The sequence below is a fragment of the Pseudomonas sp. CFBP 13719 genome (assembly GCF_014842095.1).
Lineage (GTDB): Bacteria > Pseudomonadota > Gammaproteobacteria > Pseudomonadales > Pseudomonadaceae > Aquipseudomonas.
Genome location: NZ_JACYVB010000008.1, coordinates 46,995 through 65,541, shown reverse-complemented (window position 1 = coordinate 65,541; position 18,547 = coordinate 46,995). Strand labels below are relative to the sequence as shown.

Sequence of the window (18,547 nt, the reverse complement as noted above, 5' to 3'; positions counted from 1 at the left end):
CGAACCGATGAAACCCTGTGAAGTGAATTTCGATGGCCTGGTGGGGCCTACCCACAACTACGGTGGGTTGTCCTACGGCAACGTGGCGTCGCAGAGCAACAGCCAGCAAGGCTCGAATCCGCGCGAAGCGGCGCGTCAGGGCCTGGCCAAGATGAAAGCGCTGATGGAACTGGGGTTCACCCAGGGCGTTCTGGCACCGCAGGAGCGCCCGGACGTGGCAGCGTTGCGCCGCTTGGGCTTCGCCGGCAGCGACGCCGAGGTGATCGCCCAGGCCGCGCGTGATGCCATGCCGCTGCTGGTGGCCAGCTGTTCGGCCTCGAGCATGTGGGTAGCCAACGCCGCCACTGTCAGTCCCAGCGCCGACACGGCCGATGGGCGCGTGCATTTCACCGCGGCGAACCTCAACTGCAAATTCCACCGCAGCATCGAACACCCCACCACCAGCCGGGTGCTGCAGGCGATGTTTGCCGACCCCGCGCACTTCGCCCACCATGAAGCACTGCCTGCCGTCGCCCAGTTCGGCGACGAGGGCGCTGCCAACCATACCCGGCTGTGCCGGGACTATGGCGAGGCTGGCGTGGAGTTCTTCGTCTACGGTCGCAGCGCCTTCGACGCACGAGTGCCCGCGCCGCAGAAATATCCGGCGCGCCAGACCCTGGAAGCGTCCCAGGCCGTGGCTCGGCTGCATGGGTTGAGCGAGCAGGGCGTGGTGTTCGCCCAGCAGAATCCGGCGGTCATCGACCAGGGCGTGTTTCATAACGATGTGATCGCGGTCGGCAACGGCGAGCTGTTGTTCCATCATCAGGACGCCTTCCTCGACAGCGACCGCGTGCTGGCCGAACTGCAAACCAAGCTCGCCGCGCGCGGTGGTCGGTTGCAGGCGATCAGCGTGCCGCGCGCCGACGTTTCCGTGGACGACGCCGTGCGCACCTACCTGTTCAATAGCCAGTTGCTCACCCGCGCCGATGGCAGCATGCTGCTGGTGGTCCCGGAAGAGTGCCGCGCCAACCCGCGGGTCTGGAGCTACCTGGAGCAGCTGACCGGGCAGGGCACGGGCATTGCCGAGGTCAAGGTGTTCGACCTCAAGCAAAGCATGCGCAACGGCGGCGGTCCGGCCTGTCTGCGATTGCGCGTGGCGCTCAAGCCCGACGAGCTGGCGGCGGTCAATCCAGGTGTGATCCTGACGCCCGCGCTGCACGACACCCTGAACGACTGGGTCGAACGCCACTACCGCGACCGTCTGGTCGAGGCCGACATGGCCGACCCGCAACTGCTGATCGAATGCCGCGAGGCATTGGACGAGCTGACCCGCATCCTGCAGTTGGGTTCGGTCTATCCTTTTCAGCTCTAACCAGCATTTTCTGTTCTGAACAGCATTTCCAACTTTGAACTTCATTGAGGTAACTGTATGTCCGACGCCCTGCGCTTGATTCTCGAAGACACCGACGGCACCCAACTGGAAACCTCCTGCACGCGCTTCTGCGTGGTCTGGCAGGGCAAGGAAGTCTGGATCCAGCATGATGGCCGCGGCCAGTTGCTGATCGGTGTGGACGTCGAGGAAGGCGATGCCGAATACGCCAACCTGTTGCTGCGCCCGCTGGCGACCAACCTGGTCAGCCTGCAGTTGGAAATGGAGCCGGCCGACGCCGGTGCCGAAGACGGCCACGTTCACGGTCCCGACTGCAACCACTAAAACCTCATCCTTCAGGGACGCCGCCCCATGCTCGCTCTTGGCAAACTGCTCGAACTGACCCTGGCCGGCCATGAGCCGACGCAGAAGATCCAGCTGACCACCAAGGGCGTATGCCTGCGCTGGCTGGGGGAAGGCGCCCTGGAGGTGCGTCCGCCGGCCGCAACGGACAGCGGCCTCGACCTGCTGCTGTCTGCCGGTGTGCACGGCAATGAAACCGCGCCCATCGAGCTGCTCGACAGCCTGCTGCAGGCCATCGCCCGGGGCCAGCTGATTCCCCGAGCGCGTATCCTGTTCCTGTTCGGCAACCCCGAAGCCATGCGCCGGGGTGCGCGCTACATCGAGCGCGACGTCAACCGGCTGTTCAACGGCCGGCACGCTGCGGTCAGCGGCAACGAAGCGTTGCGTGCCGGCGAACTGGAACGCCTGGCCACGACCTTCTTCAGCGTGCCGCAACGCACACGCCTGCATTACGACCTGCACACCGCCATCCGTGGCTCACGGATCGAGCAATTCGCCCTCTATCCCTGGAAGCAGGGCCGCGAGCATTCCCGGCAAGAGCTGGTGCGCCTGCAGGCGGCAGGCATGCGCGCCGTGTTGCTGCAGAACAAGCCTTCCATCACGTTCAGCGCGTTCACCTACGAGCAGCTCGACGCCGAAGCCTTCACCCTGGAACTGGGCAAAGCCAGGCCATTCGGGCAGAACGCCGAGGTCGACCTGACGCGTCTGGAAGCCAGCTTGCGCCAGTTGATCGAAGGCCGCGAAGCGGACCTGGATCAACCGCTCGCGCAGCTGGAGCTGTTTTCCGTATCGCGTGAGGTCATCAAGCACACGGATGCCTTCCGTCTGCACTTGGACGATGACGTCGAGAACTTCACTGAACTGGCGCAGGGTTACCTGTTGGCCGAGGACGGCCGCGAACAGCGCTGGATCGTGGAAGAGCAGGGCGCACGGATCATTTTCCCCAACCCCAAGGTTGCCAATGGCCTGCGCGCCGGCATCCTCATCGTGCCGACAACGCAGGAGTGAGGCTCAGGGGTAGTTCAGGCGTGGCGGCAGACCCAACTCGCGGCGTAGGCTGTTTTCATTGAACGGATCCGGATTGGTGTTCAATGGCGGTGTTTGCGGGTCGTCGTCGAAGTCGAACGGGGGATGTTCGGTAGGCAGGCCGACCACCTGACGCTCGTGATCGAAGCCGAACATCGACCCTGTGGCGAAGTTATAGGCATGGCACAGCTCGTGGTACAGCACCACCACGGGAAAACTACCCGGCGGTTGCCAGGCGGGGTTGTAGACCAGTTCGCCGGATTGCCCTGCTGGCGCGCGCTGACCATCGATCATTGGTAAATGCGGGTGGCCGAAATAGCCGTTGGGTTCATGGGTAAAGCGCACAGTCACCAGTGTGCCATGGACGTTGGCTGCTTCATCCAGTGCCGCCAGCAGCAAACGGGCCGTAGGCGAGGTGCGCAGCAGATCGAGGTCGGCTTCTACCCGCTTGACGAAGCCATCGCTGCCTTCGATGCGCAGGGCTTGATTGCCGGCGCGGTGATCGCTGCCACGATGCAGACGCAGCGTGCCTTCCTCGCGCAGGATCGAGTCATCCTCGTCACTGCTGTAGACCACGTTGCTGCCTGAGCCGGGGAATATCGAATCCCCGCCCGGGCCGGGACTGATGACGCTCAGGCCTGCGCCCGCCACCAGGCGATCATCCCCTGCGCCGCCGGCCATGAAGGTCAACTGCTCACCGCCGAAGCAGGTGTCGTCGCCGTCTCCTGCGTAGATCGTGTGCATCCCATTGCCACGGGTCAGGACGGTGTCATCGCCTGCGCCAGCGTCTATGTAGAAGTTGCCCGCACCGACCTTTACCAAGTCATCGCCCGCCCCGGTGCGCAGCTCTGTCTTGCCGTGCAGTCTTTGCGCGCGCACCACGTCGTCGCCGGCATCGGTGTCGATGACCAGGGTCAGCGGTTGGATGATGGGTTGGATACGGTACTGCAGGCGGTTGAGCGTCAGCAGCAGCGCATCGTCGCTGGAATCGAGGCTCAGTTGGTCATCGGCGCCCGTGGTGGTGATCAGCAGGCGTGGTGCCGTTCCAGCGTCGAAGTCGATCCGAACATGCCGATCGGCATAGGGCAGCGAATGACTGCCGAGTTCGTGGGCATGTTCCTCAGTGCGGCGAGTGAACACCCGAGGGGGCTGATGTTGCATGGCAGGCTTCCTGTATCCGATAGAGAAGCCGCAGGGTAGGGGGGAGGGCAATGCGGGGAGTGTTACACATGTATCGATTACGAGGGCTTGTGCCGGGACTTCCGGCGAACCGGCCAAGGGGCCCGGTCGGGCCCCTTGGCCGAGAGCGCAGCACAGGGCTGAACTTCAGGCGCTTTTCTGTTGCTGCTGCAGGCGACGCAGGGCGCGTACTTTCTGCACGGTATCGGCCACGGTGCGTGCAGCTTCCGCGCCTTTGTGCAGGAAGTGATTGAAGAAGTAGGTGTGATGCTGCTCGCCGTCGTGGAAATGATGCGGGGTCAGCACCACCGAGAACACCGGCACTTCGGTTTCCAGCTGAACCTGCATCAACGCGCTGACCACCGACTGGGCGACGAACTCGTGACGGTAGATACCGCCGTCCACCACCAGGGCAGCCCCGACCACAGCGGCATAGCGCCCGCTTTTGGCCAGCAGCTTGGCGTGCAGCGGGATTTCGAAGGCACCGCCGACTTCGTAGAAATCGATGTCGGCTTCCTGATAGCCGAGCACGCGCATTTCTTCGACGAAGCCTTTGCGGCTCTGGTCGACAATATCCTTGTGCCAGCAAGCCTGGACGAACGCGATTCGTTCGTGGCTGTGGCTTTTGCTGTCAATTGCAGTGGGTTGCATCGGTTCACTCCTGTTCAAGAAAAAAACAGGGCATGTGGATCGAAGGGGATCTATGGGTACATGCGCATGGCACGGCCCTGCGTTGGCCTTTTGAAGGTGTCGCAATCCCGTTCTCTCTTCATCCGGACTATGACCGTCGGCCCCGGGATCACACCGGGTCTGCTGACCTTGCAGGCCGTTGCCGGCTTGCAAGCGCTCGCGGGCTCGACGCATTGCGCGCCATCACCGCCGGTGGGGAGTTGCACCCCGCCCTGAGAACGTTTGCCACCCCAGTGGGCGACGCAACTTTTGTAACATATTTGCGGGCGAGCTGAACAGCGCGTGAGCAAATGTTTCGACAAGACTTGATTCATGGCCCTGCAATCCGCAGTAATAGAAGCTGACACGAACCCGAGGCCATCATGTCCATCATCGACCTGCGCAGTGACACCGTTACTCAGCCCACGCCCGCCATGCTGGCGGCCATGCACGCGGCGCCGACCGGCGATGATGTCTATGGCGAAGACCCGACCGTCAATCGCCTCGAAGCCGAACTGGCGAAACGTCTGGGGTTCGCCGCCGGGCTGTTCGTGCCCAGTGGCACCATGAGCAATCTGCTCGGCCTGATGGCGCACTGCGAGCGTGGCGAGGAATACATCGTCGGCCAGCAGGCCCATACCTACAAGTACGAAGGCGGCGGCGCTGCTGTGCTGGGTTCCATCCAGCCCCAGCCTCTGGAGTTCCAGGCCGACGGCACACTGGACCTGGATCAGGTCAGGGCAGCGATCAAGCCCGACGATTTTCATTTCGCCCGCACCCGTCTGCTGGCGTTGGAGAACACCATGCAAGGCAAGGTGCTGCCGTTGAGTTACCTTGCCCAGGCCCGCGACTTGACCCGCGAGCATGGGCTGCAACTGCACCTCGATGGCGCCCGGCTGTACAACGCGGCGGTCAAACTGGGTGTCCCGGCCGGTGAAATCACCCAGTATTTCGATTCGGTCTCGGTGTGCCTGTCCAAGGGGCTCGGCGCGCCGGTCGGTTCGGTGCTGTGCGGCAGCCAGGATTACATCGCCAAGGCACGTCGATTGCGCAAGATGGTCGGCGGCGGCATGCGCCAGGCCGGAATTCTGGCAGCGGCCGGGCTCTATGCGCTGGATCACCAGGTGCAGCGCCTGGAGCAGGATCACGCCCATGCCGCTCGCCTGGCCGAGGGGCTGCAGGCCCAGGGTTACACCGTCGAGCCGGTGCAGACCAACATGGTCTATGTGCACCTGGATAACCGCGCCGGCGCGTTCAAGGAGTTCGCAGCCACCCGCGGTGTCACTGTGAGTGCCGCGCCGCGCCTGCGCATGGTCACTCATCTGGACGTGGATGCGGCGCAGATCGAGCAGGTCGTTGGCGTATTCGCCGATTTCGCTCGCACCTGAACACCTTGCTGTCCAATTGAGTGGGCCAATCGTAGAAACACACTGTACCCCGGCCTCAGGGCCTATATAATGCGGCCCTTTGCCGTCGCATCGCCTGCCGGGCGTGCGCACTGGCCTCTGGCCGCAGCCTGTCGTGGAAGAACCTATGAAAAGCGCAGAAATCCGTGAAGCCTTCCTTCGCTTCTTCGAGGAGCAAGGCCATACCCGAGTCGCCTCCAGCTCCCTGATCCCGGGCAACGACCCGACCCTGCTGTTCACCAACGCGGGGATGAACCAGTTCAAGGACTGCTTCCTGGGCCAGGAAAAGCGGGCCTACACCCGTGCCGTGAGCAGCCAGAAGTGCGTGCGTGCCGGTGGCAAGCACAACGACCTGGAAAACGTCGGCTATACCGCCCGCCACCACACCTTCTTCGAGATGCTGGGCAACTTCAGCTTCGGCGACTATTTCAAGCGCGACGCGATCACCTACGCCTGGACCTTCCTGACGTCCGAGCTGTGGCTGAACCTGCCCAAGGAAAAACTCTGGGTCACGGTCTACGCCAGCGATGACGAAGCCTACGATATCTGGACCAAGGAGATCGGCGTACCGGCCGAGCGCATGGTCCGTATCGGCGACAACAAGGGCGCCCCCTATGCGTCCGATAACTTCTGGACCATGGGCGATACCGGCCCCTGCGGCCCCTGCACCGAGATCTTCTACGACCACGGCGCCGACATCTGGGGCGGCCCGCCCGGTTCGCCCGAGGAAGACGGCGATCGCTACATCGAGATCTGGAACAACGTGTTCATGCAGTTCAACCGCACCGCCGATGGGGTGTTGCATCCCTTGCCGGCGCCGTCGGTGGACACCGGCATGGGCCTGGAACGGGTCAGCGCGGTGCTGCAGCATGTCAATTCCAACTATGAAATCGACCTGTTCCAGAGCCTGCTCGAAGCGTCGGCCAGTGCCATCGGTTGCGCCAACCAGGGCCAGTCCTCGCTCAAGGTCGTGGCCGACCACATTCGCTCCTGCGGCTTCCTGATCGCCGACGGCGTGCTGCCGTCCAACGAAGGCCGTGGCTACGTGCTGCGCCGCATCATTCGCCGCGCCTGCCGTCACGGTAACAAGCTGGGCGCCCAGGGCAGCTTCTTCTACCAGATCGTGGCCGCGCTGGTCGCCGAAATGGGCGATGCCTTCCCCGAACTCAAGGGCCAGCAGGCGCACATCGAGCGCGTGCTCAAGGCCGAGGAAGAGCAGTTCGCCAAGACCCTGGAGCAGGGCCTGAAGATCCTCGAGCAGGATCTGGCCGAGCTCAAGGGCAGCGTGGTTCCGGGTGATGTGGTGTTCAAGCTGTACGACACCTACGGCTTCCCGATGGACCTGACCGGCGATATCGCCCGCGAACGCGAGCTGACCCTGGACGAAGCCGGCTTCGAGCGCGAAATGAACGCCCAGCGCGAACGCGCCCGTTCCGCCAGCTCGTTCGGCATGGACTACAACAGCCTGATCAAGGTCGACGCACCGACCGTGTTCCTGGGTTACGACGCCACCCACGGCAATGGCAAGGTCATTGCGCTGTACAAGGACGGTGTCGCGGTCGACGTGCTCAAGGAAGGCGAGGAGGGCGTAGTGATCCTCGACCAGACGCCGTTCTACGGCGAGTCCGGTGGCCAGGTGGGTGACCGTGGCTACCTGCTGGCCGGCGGTTCGCGTTTCGATGTGCGCGACACCACCAAGACCAGCGGTGCCTTCCTGCACCATGGCGTGGCCGTGCTCAGCGACCTGGCGGTCGGTGCCGAAGTCAGTGCCGTGGTCGACCAGACCCTGCAGCAGGCCACCGGCCTCAATCACTCGGCCACACACCTGTTGCACGCAGCGCTGCGCCAGGTGCTGGGCGATCACGTGCAACAGAAAGGCTCGCTGGTCGACAGCCAGCGCCTGCGCTTCGACTTCAGCCACTTCGAGTCGATCAAGCCCGAGCAGATCAAGGCCCTGGAAGACATCGTCAACGCCGAGATCCGCAAGAACACCCCGGTGCAGACCGAAGAGATGCCGATCGACGAGGCGCGCAAGAAGGGCGCCATGGCCCTGTTCGGCGAGAAGTACGGCGACACCGTGCGCGTGCTGACCATGGGTGGCGACTTCTCGGTGGAGCTGTGCGGGGGTATCCACGCCAAGCGCACCGGTGACATCGGCCTGCTGAAAATCACCAGCGAAGGTGGCGTCGCCTCGGGCGTGCGCCGCATCGAAGCGGTGACCGGCGCGACCGCCCTGAACTACCTGAACCAGGCCGAAGAGCAGCTCAAGGAAGCCGCGCAACTGGTCAAGGGCAGCCGCGACAACCTGATCGACAAACTTTCGGCCGTGATCGAACGCAACCGCGCCCTGGAAAAGCAGCTGGAGCAGTTGCAAGCCAAGGCCGCCAGCGCCGCCGGCGACGACCTTTCTGCCTCGGCGATCGAGGTCAAGGGCGTGAAGGTGCTGACCGCGCGCATCGACGGTCAGGACGGCAAGGCACTGCTGGCGCTGGTCGACCAGTTGAAGAACAAACTGGGCCAGGCCGTTATCCTGCTCGGCGGCGTGCACGACGACAAGGTCGTGCTGGTGTCCGGTGTGACCAAGGAGCTGACGGCCCGGCTCAAGGCCGGCGACCTGATGAAACAGGCCGCCACGGCCGTCGGTGGCAAGGGCGGTGGTCGCCCGGACATGGCCCAGGGTGGCGGCGTCGATGCCAGCGCCCTGGATGCTGCGCTGGCCCTGGCCGTGCCTTTCGTCGAACACGCGATCTGATTCAACCCTCGCAGGGCTCGTGCTGCGCACGGCGAGTCCGGTGTTGTATTTAATGGGCGCCCTTCACGGGCTGAGGCGGCTTTGAAATGGCTTTGATCGTACAGAAATTTGGCGGCACCTCGGTTGGCACTGTCGAACGTATCGAACAGGTTGCCGACAAGGTGAAGAAATTCCACGATGCCGGCGATGACCTGGTGGTCGTGCTTTCGGCCATGAGTGGCGAGACCAATCGCCTGATTTCACTGGCCAAGCAGATCAGCGACCAGCCGGTACCGCGCGAACTGGACGTGATCGTCTCGACCGGCGAGCAGGTGACCATCGCGCTGTTGGCCATGGCGCTGATCAAGCGCGGCGTGGATGCGGTGTCGTACACCGGCAACCAGGTGCGCATTCTGACCGACAGCGCGCACAACAAGGCGCGCATCCTGCAGATCGACGACCAGAAGATCCGCGCCGACCTCAAGGCCGGGCGGGTGGTGGTGGTGGCAGGCTTTCAGGGGGTCGACGAAAGCGGCAACATCACCACCCTGGGTCGCGGTGGCTCGGACACCACCGGCGTCGCCCTGGCGGCTGCGCTGAAGGCCGACGAGTGCCAGATCTACACCGACGTCGATGGTGTCTACACCACCGACCCTCGCGTGGTTGCCCAGGCCCGACGCCTGGACAAGATCACCTTCGAGGAAATGCTCGAAATGGCCAGTCTCGGTTCCAAGGTGCTGCAGATCCGCGCAGTGGAATTCGCCGGTAAGTACAACGTCCCGCTGCGCGTTCTGCACAGCTTCCAGGAGGGTCCGGGCACCCTCATTACCATTGATGAAGAGGAATCCATGGAACAGCCGATCATTTCCGGCATCGCCTTCAACCGCGATGAGGCCAAGCTGACCATCCGTGGCGTGCCTGACACCCCCGGCGTGGCCTTCAAGATCCTTGGCCCGATCAGCGCGGCCAACATCGAAGTCGACATGATCGTGCAGAATGTTTCTCACGATAACACCACCGACTTCACCTTCACCGTGCACCGCAACGACTATCAGGCGGCCCTGGCCGTGCTGGAACAGACCGCCAGCGAGATCGGTGCGCGGCAGGTGGTCGGCGATGCCAAGATCGCCAAGGTGTCGATCGTCGGTGTCGGCATGCGCTCGCACGCGGGCGTCGCCAGCCGCATGTTCGAAGCCCTGGCCAAGGAAAGCATCAATATCCAGATGATCTCCACCTCCGAGATCAAGGTCTCGGTGGTCATCGAAGAGAAGTACCTGGAGCTTGCCGTGCGCGCCCTTCATACGGCGTTCGAGCTCGATGCTGCCCGACAGGGTGATTGACAGGCGGTGAGAGAAGGGCGCGGCTAATCGCGCCCTTCTTTGTTTTCGGGCTATGTCCATGGCTTCCCACCATGGGTTCGTGCCCTTTGTTGCAGACTGTGTTGTCCCTGAAATGAAAGCGTAAGGAGAAAGGTATGCTGATTCTGACTCGCCGGTGCGCGGAAAGCCTGATCATTGGCGACGGCGAAATCACCATCACGGTGCTCGGAGTGAAAGGTGGCCAGGTGCGAATCGGGGTGAATGCACCCAAGGAAGTGGCCGTGCACCGCGAGGAAATCTACCTGCGGATCAAGAAAGAGAAGGACGACGAACCAAGCCATTAATTTTTATCGTTTTTTATGTTTGCAAACGGGGAAGAAGCTGGTTAATATACGCCCCGTGTTGCGGAGAGCTGGCCGAGTGGCCGAAGGCGCTCCCCTGCTAAGGGAGTACACCTCAAAAGGGTGTCGGGGGTTCGAATCCCCCGTTCTCCGCCATTATTTGCGTAGTACGTTGAGTCTGGCTTTTTTCGTAAGTTGTTGAAATTACTGAAAAAAGTGCTTTACAAAAGAATTCGACGGCCTATAATGCGCGGCAACAAATGCACTCGTAGCTCAGCTGGATAGAGTACTCGGCTACGAACCGAGCGGTCACAGGTTCGAATCCTGTCGAGTGCACCAATCAAGAAGTTGTTTTCAGCGATGTCTGCAGCTTCTGTTTCAACCAGTGGTAGCCTGGTCCAACAAAATACCACCTGCACTCGTAGCTCAGCTGGATAGAGTACTCGGCTACGAACCGAGCGGTCACAGGTTCGAATCCTGTCGAGTGCACCATACAAGTGAAAAGCCCGCATTTATTGCGGGCTTTTTGCTTTCCGCGTTTTGAGTTTTTTCGACGGGGGCGTCTGCTCCCCGGCCAGATACCTGGGTTTTCGCTTGCTCTTCGAACGGCTGGCTTTCTTCGTGGCCGAACGCTGCGGCTTCGATGGCGCTGCCAGGGGCTCGCGCGTTCCATCTTCGACAATGGTCACCGGCAGCGGGCGGGGCGCAGCCTTGCGCGCCATTGGTTTTCTTCCGGATGAGGGGTTCAGCGCCCGCTGATAGACCCACGGTTGGGTTTCGGGGCAGTTCGAGTGGGTGAACGTGATGTGGCCTTGGGGGCCCTGGCAGCGTTGTACCACCGCCGCAGTGGCTGAATGATGGGCTGCCAAAGCCAGCAGCAGAAACATGGGGGAGGGTATGCGCACCGGTGTTCGTCCTTGGTTGCGGTTCATGTCCACCAGCAGCCTAGCCACGACCGTCCTCTCACGCATTGTGCTTTGTTTACCGAATGCGTCGTCCCACCCCCCGTACTGCGCAAATGCCCAGCGCCGCACGCAAGCAGTTGTTTCACCCAGTTTTTTTCGCTATGAATCCGTACAAGTTGTGTATGATTGCGCCCGTCAGCCCCGCCGGGGCTTTGGAAAATTTCCATGGACTTACCCAGTAGTTACTCACTGAAGCTGTATACCAATCAAGAATCGACTGATTGATTCTCCCGGCGTGCCCACTGCTGGGAGTGGAGTTCGCCTATGTCTGAAGTAGAAGCAAAGAAAACGCAGGAAAGCCTGCAGGACCGTCTGGCCCAGGTCGTCGACCTGTTGCAGCGCCAGCGTATCGTCGAAAGTCTGGCTCACCGCCAGGAAGGCCAGCACAACGAGCTGGTCGAAAATCTGGTTCACCGGCAGAACCTGGTCGAGTTGCAACGCAAGCTCGATGATCTTCACTCCGCCGACGTCGCCTACATACTCGAAGCCTTGCCCCTGGAAGAACGTCTGACGGTCTGGCAGTTGGTCAAGGCCGAGCGTGATGGCGATATCCTTCTGGAAGTGTCCGACTCGGTGCGCGAGACGCTGCTCGCGGACATGGATGACCATGAAATCCTCGCTGCGGCCAAGGAAATGGACGCCGACGAGCTCGCCGACCTGGCTTCCGAGCTGCCGCGCGACGTGGTTCACGAGCTCATGGAAACCCTCGACGCCCAGCAGCGCGAGCGCGTGCGTTCGGCTCTCAGCTACGAGGACGAGCAGGTCGGTGCGCTGATGGACTTCGAGATGGTCACCATCCGCGAAGACGTCAGCCTGGAAGTGGTGCTGCGCTACCTGCGCCGTCTCAAGGAGCTGCCGGGCCACACCGACAAACTGTTCGTGGTCGACTCCGACGGTATTCTCAAGGGCGTACTGCCGATCAAGCGCCTGCTGGTCAACGACCCGGATAAACAGGTGGCCGATATCATGGCCAGCGACACCGTGAGCTTCCATCCCGATGAAGACGGCTACGAAGCGGCGCAGGCATTCGAACGTTACGACCTGATTTCCGCGCCGGTGGTCGACAAGCACGGCAAGCTCATCGGCCGCCTGACCATCGACGTGATGGTCGACCTGATTCGTGAGGAAAGCGAAAGCGAAGCGCTGCGCACCGCCGGTCTGCGTGAGGAAGAGGACATTTTCGCCTCGGTATGGCGTTCGCTGCGCAACCGCTGGTCGTGGCTGGCGATCAACCTGATCACCGCATTCATGGCGTCGCGGGTGATCGGCCTGTTCGAAGGCTCGATCGAGAAGCTGGTGGCCCTGGCGGCGTTGATGCCGATCGTGGCCGGTATCGGCGGCAACTCCGGCAACCAGACCATTACCATGATCGTGCGGGCCATGGCCCTCGACCAGGTCAGCCATGGCAACGGCAATACCAAGCGGCTGATGCGCAAGGAGCTGGGCGTCGCACTGGTCAACGGCCTGGTCTGGGGCGGTGTGATCGGGGTGGTGGCGTATCTGCTGTATGGCAGCTGGTCGCTGGGCGTGGTGATGACCGCGGCGATGACCCTGAACCTGCTGCTCGCGGCGCTCATGGGTGTGTCGATTCCGATGGCCCTGGCCAGGTTCGGGCGCGATCCGGCGATGGGCGCCAGCGTGATGATCACTGCTGTCACCGACAGCGGCGGGTTCTTCATCTTCCTTGGTCTGGCCACGCTGTTCCTGATGTAGCGAGCTGCAGCGACGCGCCTCGACAGCGGATTTTGCATTCGCCGGCGAGGGCGTCGCGCCGTGGTTCATGTCGAGCGTTTCAAGCCTGCAGTCCCCCGAAGAGCTTTACCGCCAGCGGCTTGCCGATGGGCCCGCGCCAGATGCGCTGTGCATCGCTGCCGTGGGCCTGTTGCCAGCGCAGGCCGAGCGTGCGTTGCTCGGCGCGCTTGATGTGCGCCTTGTCGAACTGTTCGAAGGCAGCCCTCTCTCGCCGATAGTGAAAGTGCGCGTACCACAGGGTTACGGGTGGCTGGACACTGATGTCGCGGATGACGTACTCCTGCAGAAAATCAGCCTCACCCTGTGCGGTGGCGATGTTGGTACGCGTCCCTACTTTGACGATGTCGACCTGGCGCTGCTCGACCAGGTAGTCCAGATAGCCCTCGGTCGGGGTCTGGCTACCCATCGCCTGCTTGATCCGCAGCGTCCGGCCCTTGGCCCACAGTTCTCTGGCACGCGCGCGCAGGCGGTGGGCCAGTTCGTGCGTCGGCGCCTGTTGTTCGATCAGTTGGGCGCGCAGTTCCAGTTGCCGGCCTTGATTGACCATCAGGTCTTCCAGGTTGGCAGGCGCCTCGCCGGGTATGGCGTAGCCCTGCACGCGCCGCTCATGGGCGGGGGTGGCATCCAGCCAGGTTTGGCCCTCGGTGATCAATTCGGCCAAGGGCCGCGACGGTGTGTGCAGCGAACTTACCGCAGGCGCATCCTGCAAGCGCCACTGGCCCGCGACACGGCGATAGGTTTCAAGCCTGCCGCCGGAACCGGTCAAGGTAAAGATCTGCTCGCCGTCCGCTGCCCGGCCTATGTCACCGATGAAGAAATCATGCTCATGGGTCTCGAACACCCGACGCGTGGCAGGCCCTGCGGGTTTTGCGCGCGGAGCCAGGTTGCTCAGTTGCGGAATGGTCCGGTCGGCATGTTCGATCAAGCGATTCAGCGACTGGATCATCCGTTCGAACTGATCGGGCTCGAAGCGATCGGGACGGTTGCGCACCCATGTGTTCATCTGATTACGGTAATCGACGTAGATCTGGCGCGAGCTGCGCAGCACATTCTGTCGTTCGCGCAGCCCGGATGTGGTTTCCATCAACTGAAAATGACTTTCCAGGCCATGGTGGAAACGGTTTCTCATGGCCTGGGTGTCGAGCAGGTGAAACATGTCCGCCACGTTGGAGGTGTCTGCGGTCTTGTGGGCCAGTTGAGTGAGGTTGGACGCGCGAGCAATCTCCAGGTCGACCTCTGCCATGCCTTCCAAAGCCTCGCGCAAGTGCGCACGGTCGCTGCGCAGGGTGACTTTTTCTGCCCAGGCCTGCGCCTGCTGCAGGCGCTGCTCCATGAGGTTGAACTGTTGATCCAGAGCCAGGCGAGTGCGCCGCTGTTCGAGCATCTGCCTGATGGGAAGATCGAACAATTCGCCAGCGGGCCGGGTTTGGTTGAGTGTCTCGGTGAGTTCGGTGATCGAACGCTTGGCCAGATTGGCATGGTTGATTCTGCGGCCTGCAACGATGTAGGCCACTTCGCTCTGGAACTGGCGATTGCGCTTGAGGAAGTCGCGGGACACGTAGCCCTCGTGCTCCTGCAACAGCCGGTACAGTGCCTCGGCCCCTGCGATGTCACTGGCACAGGCGGCTTCGGCGCGGGTTCGTTGCCGTGGGTCGGCGGCAAGCTGTCTGATCAGGGCCTCATGCTGACTCATCTGCTCGCGCAGGGCCGCGCTCTTGTGATCGATGCTGCTGGCGAGTTCGAAATGGCGGCGATACTGGCGATCCACCAGCCAGCGCGGCAGCCGCTCACGGATCGCTGCGGGCCAGAGCGGTTGCAGGCCATCGGCGGCGCGATGGCCGAGGTAGCCGAGCACGTTACCGCCGCCCGCGAGGCCGTCGTTGATCAGCGTGCCATAGAGCGCGCCGTGGGTTTGCCAGTGCCCGTTAGGGTCCAGTGCAATGGGCTGTCGGTAGGTCTTGCTGGTGGTGCCATGCAGCCGCCAGGTCTGCGGGCTGGCATGCAGTGTGACCTGGTAGGGCAGGCCGTCGCGCAGGATGAAATCGCCTTTGGCGTGGCGATAGATGCCCCGGTACAGGCCCTGGCTGCCGGGCTGCAAGCCACTGAGGTCCAGGGGTAGGCGGTAATGGTAGCCGGCGAACGGGTCGGTCAGGCCGGTCGGGGCATGCCTCGTCGGACCGGGTGCGCCTGCACGCCGCGCCAGCATCGACCATTGGCGGCTGCGGGCGAGCAAACGGCCGCTGGAGGGCGCGGAAACGGCGCCCGGCAGGATATCGATGGCCGCATCAATCAGCGCACCGAGCAACGCTTCGAGTTGGTTGAGCGACTCGCCGATTTCACCGGTACGTAGCGCATCGACCGCCGCATTGGCCGCTGTCCAGGCATCGAACAGGGCCACTGCGGTACCCACGAACGGCAACACGCCGATGGCCATCTTGATGTAGTTGAACACGTTGCCATGGGCCAGCGCCGCTTGTTCCAGATACAGGGCGTCGTTGCTGCGACCTCGTCGGCGCTGGGCTTCGACCAGCCGGCCCATGTGGGCGTCGAGCAGATGGCTGGCGAGCGAGGTCGTCGCCGGCCAAGAGCGGCCGACACCGATCAACTTGTCGAACCGGCGCAGGCCGGCCTGTTCGATCCGCGCCCTGTGGCTGGCAACGCTGCCCGTGATTGCCCGGTCGGCGAGATAGTCGGCCATCTTGCTGTCGAACGTCAGGGTGAACAGCCGCAGGCGTGCTTCTTCCAGGCTCGGGTATTCGCGCAGGCAGCGATGGTCGGGGGCATCGGGCAAATACAGCAGGGTCTGGCCGCCATTGCGATCATGAATGAAGGTCACTCCGGACAATGTGGTGGGCAAGTCGTGCGTGTCGCTGCCGCCGACCGTCAGCCGCGCCGGTAGCAGCTGCACGTCACGCCCGCTGGCGCGGAACGCCACGGCGTCGCTGGCATCGGTCGCGAGCAGTGCCAGGGCATGGCCGGAAAGGCTGATACTGCCTTGGTGGCGAGCGTACTCGCTGTGCATGTGCAGCATCAGCCGCATGGGTTCGAGCAGGCATTCACGCTGGTGGGCGAGGGCATGCGCGGAGTGCTCCGCGTGGCCGAGGAACGCCTGGCGAATCTTGTCTTCACATGCCTGCGCCAGATTCAGATCGCGGATCGTTCGCCGCAGATAGTTCAGGTCGATACCTGCCGACACGCGGGCGCATTCCTCGCGATCTTTTTCGGTATCGGCACTGGCCACTTGCACGCGCATGAAACCCAGGCGCTGCAGCATGTCGGCATCGATGTTGTGCTGTGCCAGCCTGGCGAGCGGCCATGGCGTGCGCTTCGGGCCTGGCGTGGCCACGGTCTGCTGGGGGGTCCCGGGAGCGCCGGAGCCGGCCACCGGGACTTTGCGATGAACCAGGTGGTCGGGGATGTCGACCACCACCTCCACGTCTTCGGTCAGGTTGAAGTCGGCACGCAGCCGCTGCTGCAGCAGCGTGCTGGCGTAATGGTCCAGGTCTGGCAGGTCACGCTCCAGTTGTGCATTCGAAGCGCGCGCTGCACGTACATAGTCGCTGATCAGCGATTTGAGGCGCAGGCGATCATTCGTCGTCAGCGTTTTAAGCCAGTCGGGCAGGCCATTTTCCAGGCTTTCACTGAACCCTTCCTGGACCAATTGCGCGTAGGCTTGGTCGCGTGCTGCGTGAGCGGGAACCAGCAATCGCTCCCAGGTGTTGCGGGTGAGTCGCTGCAAGGTTTCCAGGCGTTGCCGCTGATGGGTCGCCGCTGGCAGCTTTTCGATGAGCTCGCCGGCCTCCTGCTCGCACGCGTGCAATTGACCTTGCAGGCCGTAGTCGAAGATGTCGCCGGCAACCGGCGACAGATTCAAGCGGACAGTGTCTGCAGGATCGTTCAGGCGCAACAGCGACTGCTTGAGCTGCGCCAGCGAGTCGAATGCCTCCAGCCCGCCACCCAGGCCAGGCCAGTAGACCAGCACGAAGCCAGTGCCTGCCAGGGCCTGAGTGTGCATGAACGCCACCACCCCATGCAGTTCCTGTACATGAGTCGTGGTGCCAGTGCCGTTCACGCTCGACATGGACACGGACATCGCGCAGGCGATACCGGCCTGGGCATCACGCTTGCTGGCCTGCGGGTGCGATAACACGGCGTGCATCAGTTGTACCTGAGCCGTGGTCAACAGGCCCAGCGCCTGTTGCACGGCCACTTCGGCGCGCAGACCGTCCAGACGAGCCTGATAGAGGGCCGCGTAATGGGTGTTGGGCAGGTAGCGCAGGCGGTAGAGATCTTCCAGCCTGGCCGCGTTCAGCAACCCCGCTGCGGCCTGGGCTGCGCGCTCCTGGGTGGCGGTGAGAGTGGCGAGCAAGGTTTTCAAGCGCGCCCAGGCAGGGCTGGCGCTGCTCGCTCGAAGGTCATCGCCGAGCAGCTGCAGCAGTGCCAGATGCTGGCGCTTGACCTCGGCCCAACGCTGACTTTGGGGAATGTCCGCAGCCAGGCTGCCGAAGGCTGCGAAGTTGTCCGCCGAAGGCGTTGGATCGGGCGCGTCGAAGGCGGGCAGGCGGGCGAACGGTGGTTCGCTTGCCGGCGCGATTGCAGCTTCGCCCTGGGCGGCGGTGTCGTTTTCGCCACTGCAAGCCAGAAAGGCAAGCGATGCTTCCATGTAGCGAGTGCGGCAATGGCTCAACCATTCCTTGCAGGCGCTGACCAGTTGCGCCGGCTGATAGCTGAGTTTGACCGCAGCATCGGCTTGCAGCGTCGCGTGCGGCCACACCTGAGTGCGGTTCTGCAGCAGGTAGGTCTGTAATGCCTGGCGATCGGCAAAAGCCTTCAACGCCGGATTGCCGGATGGCAGGTAGAGCAACTGCATCACTGGCGCATCGCTGTCCGGGGTCACTACCAGTGCACCTGCTGCTTTGTGCTTGACCCCTTCTCGGGTGCGCAGCGCAATGGTTTCCAGATAGATCGGCGACGATCCGCTTTCGCTGCCACCTTCGAGCAGGGTCAGCAGCGGCAACAGTTGCGCATGGGTCAGTTGTGCATGGTAGTAGGCCAGGCGCGCGGCCGCTTGCATGTGGTCGAGGAACGCCTGCTCGGCCACGGCGCGGCGGGAAAGGGCGGTGTGCGCTGCCCGTCCGTTCCAGTAGTCGAGCCAGCGCTGCTTGAGCGCCTGCTCCCGCGTCTGCGCCGTGACCTCTGCAGCCTGAAGGACATCGGTCGCGCGTGGGGCGTGTTGCAGCAACGCCTGCAGGCACATGCGGGCGCGCTCCCAGAGCTGGGAGCCTTCCTGAAGCAGATGATCGTGGCGCAGCGCGTACAGGCGTTGCGCAAGGGGGCGGGTGGTGAAGGCGTTGCTGGCATCGCTCATGGACCGGGTTTCCTGATGTCAAGGTGATGACCGGTAGAGTCATCGCGCTCGACATTACGAACCTTGCACAGGAGGACAGG

Annotated in this window: 12 protein-coding genes, 3 tRNA genes and 1 riboswitch; of the genes, 11 read left to right on the top strand and 4 right to left on the bottom strand. The window is 63.0% G+C overall.

The genetic code is table 11. The annotated features are described in order from the left end of the window. Positions 1–7 precede the first annotated feature (7 nt). Genes astB through astE form a run of 3 tightly spaced genes read left to right on the top strand, consistent with a single transcriptional unit; the run spans position 8 to position 2,719 of the window. On the top strand, positions 8–1,351 hold the full coding sequence (astB, locus tag IFT57_RS21575; RefSeq protein ID WP_192152622.1) for an N-succinylarginine dihydrolase: 1,344 nt from the start codon (positions 8–10) through the stop codon (positions 1,349–1,351). 57 nt (positions 1,352–1,408) lie between these two features. Beyond that, complete coding sequence (locus IFT57_RS21570; protein WP_192152621.1) at positions 1,409–1,693, top strand: topoisomerase II; 285 nt, start codon at positions 1,409–1,411, stop codon at positions 1,691–1,693. 27 nt (positions 1,694–1,720) lie between these two features. Further along, positions 1,721–2,719: a succinylglutamate desuccinylase gene (astE, locus tag IFT57_RS21565; protein WP_192152620.1), complete on the top strand. Its 999-nt coding sequence runs from the start codon at positions 1,721–1,723 to the stop codon at positions 2,717–2,719. 3 nt (positions 2,720–2,722) lie between these two features. Here astE and IFT57_RS21560 read toward each other — a convergent pair whose 3' ends face one another. Beyond that, the gene (locus tag IFT57_RS21560) at positions 2,723–3,898 is read right to left on the bottom strand and encodes a M91 family zinc metallopeptidase (protein WP_192152619.1); all 1,176 of its coding nucleotides are present in this window, start codon (positions 3,896–3,898) and stop codon (positions 2,723–2,725) included. A gap of 165 nt (positions 3,899–4,063) precedes the next feature. Then, the gene (locus IFT57_RS21555) at positions 4,064–4,567 is read right to left on the bottom strand and encodes a 6,7-dimethyl-8-ribityllumazine synthase (protein ID WP_122795016.1); all 504 of its coding nucleotides are present in this window, start codon (positions 4,565–4,567) and stop codon (positions 4,064–4,066) included. A 105-nt stretch (positions 4,568–4,672) separates the two neighbouring features. Continuing rightward, a riboswitch (FMN riboswitch) is annotated at positions 4,673–4,830 on the bottom strand. A 138-nt stretch (positions 4,831–4,968) separates the two neighbouring features. Between IFT57_RS21555 and ltaE the strand changes: the two genes are divergently transcribed. The 7 genes from ltaE to IFT57_RS21520 all read left to right on the top strand — a co-directional run bounded on the left by ltaE (position 4,969) and on the right by IFT57_RS21520 (position 10,874). Further along, on the top strand, positions 4,969–5,973 hold the full coding sequence (ltaE, locus tag IFT57_RS21550; protein ID WP_192152618.1) for a low-specificity L-threonine aldolase: 1,005 nt from the start codon (positions 4,969–4,971) through the stop codon (positions 5,971–5,973). A 145-nt stretch (positions 5,974–6,118) separates the two neighbouring features. After that, positions 6,119–8,743, top strand: a complete 2,625-nt coding sequence (gene alaS, locus IFT57_RS21545) for an alanine--tRNA ligase (RefSeq protein WP_192152617.1) — start codon at positions 6,119–6,121, stop codon at positions 8,741–8,743. 86 nt (positions 8,744–8,829) lie between these two features. After that, positions 8,830–10,062, top strand: coding sequence for an aspartate kinase (locus IFT57_RS21540; protein WP_122713929.1), 1,233 nt, complete (start codon positions 8,830–8,832; stop codon positions 10,060–10,062). A gap of 134 nt (positions 10,063–10,196) precedes the next feature. Further along, positions 10,197–10,385 carry a carbon storage regulator CsrA gene (gene csrA, locus IFT57_RS21535; RefSeq protein WP_122476357.1) on the top strand — a complete coding sequence of 63 codons (189 nt, stop codon included), beginning with the start codon at positions 10,197–10,199 and terminating at the stop codon, positions 10,383–10,385. A gap of 62 nt (positions 10,386–10,447) precedes the next feature. Continuing rightward, a tRNA-Ser gene (locus tag IFT57_RS21530) sits at positions 10,448–10,538 on the top strand. A gap of 106 nt (positions 10,539–10,644) precedes the next feature. Next, positions 10,645–10,721, top strand: a tRNA-Arg gene (locus IFT57_RS21525). A gap of 76 nt (positions 10,722–10,797) precedes the next feature. Next, positions 10,798–10,874: transfer RNA gene (locus IFT57_RS21520), tRNA-Arg, on the top strand. 20 nt (positions 10,875–10,894) lie between these two features. On the opposite strand, the gene IFT57_RS21515 is transcribed toward IFT57_RS21520, so the two are convergent. After that, entirely contained in the window at positions 10,895–11,314 is a 420-nt protein-coding gene (locus IFT57_RS21515; RefSeq protein WP_192152616.1) for a hypothetical protein, read from the bottom strand. Between the two features lie 297 nt (positions 11,315–11,611). Between IFT57_RS21515 and mgtE the strand changes: the two genes are divergently transcribed. Next, the gene (gene mgtE, locus IFT57_RS21510) at positions 11,612–13,060 is read left to right on the top strand and encodes a magnesium transporter (protein ID WP_122795013.1); all 1,449 of its coding nucleotides are present in this window, start codon (positions 11,612–11,614) and stop codon (positions 13,058–13,060) included. A gap of 79 nt (positions 13,061–13,139) precedes the next feature. On the opposite strand, the gene IFT57_RS21505 is transcribed toward mgtE, so the two are convergent. Further along, positions 13,140–18,467 carry a dermonecrotic toxin domain-containing protein gene (locus IFT57_RS21505; protein WP_192152615.1) on the bottom strand — a complete coding sequence of 1,776 codons (5,328 nt, stop codon included), beginning with the start codon at positions 18,465–18,467 and terminating at the stop codon, positions 13,140–13,142. Between the last annotated feature and the right edge of the window lie 80 nt (positions 18,468–18,547).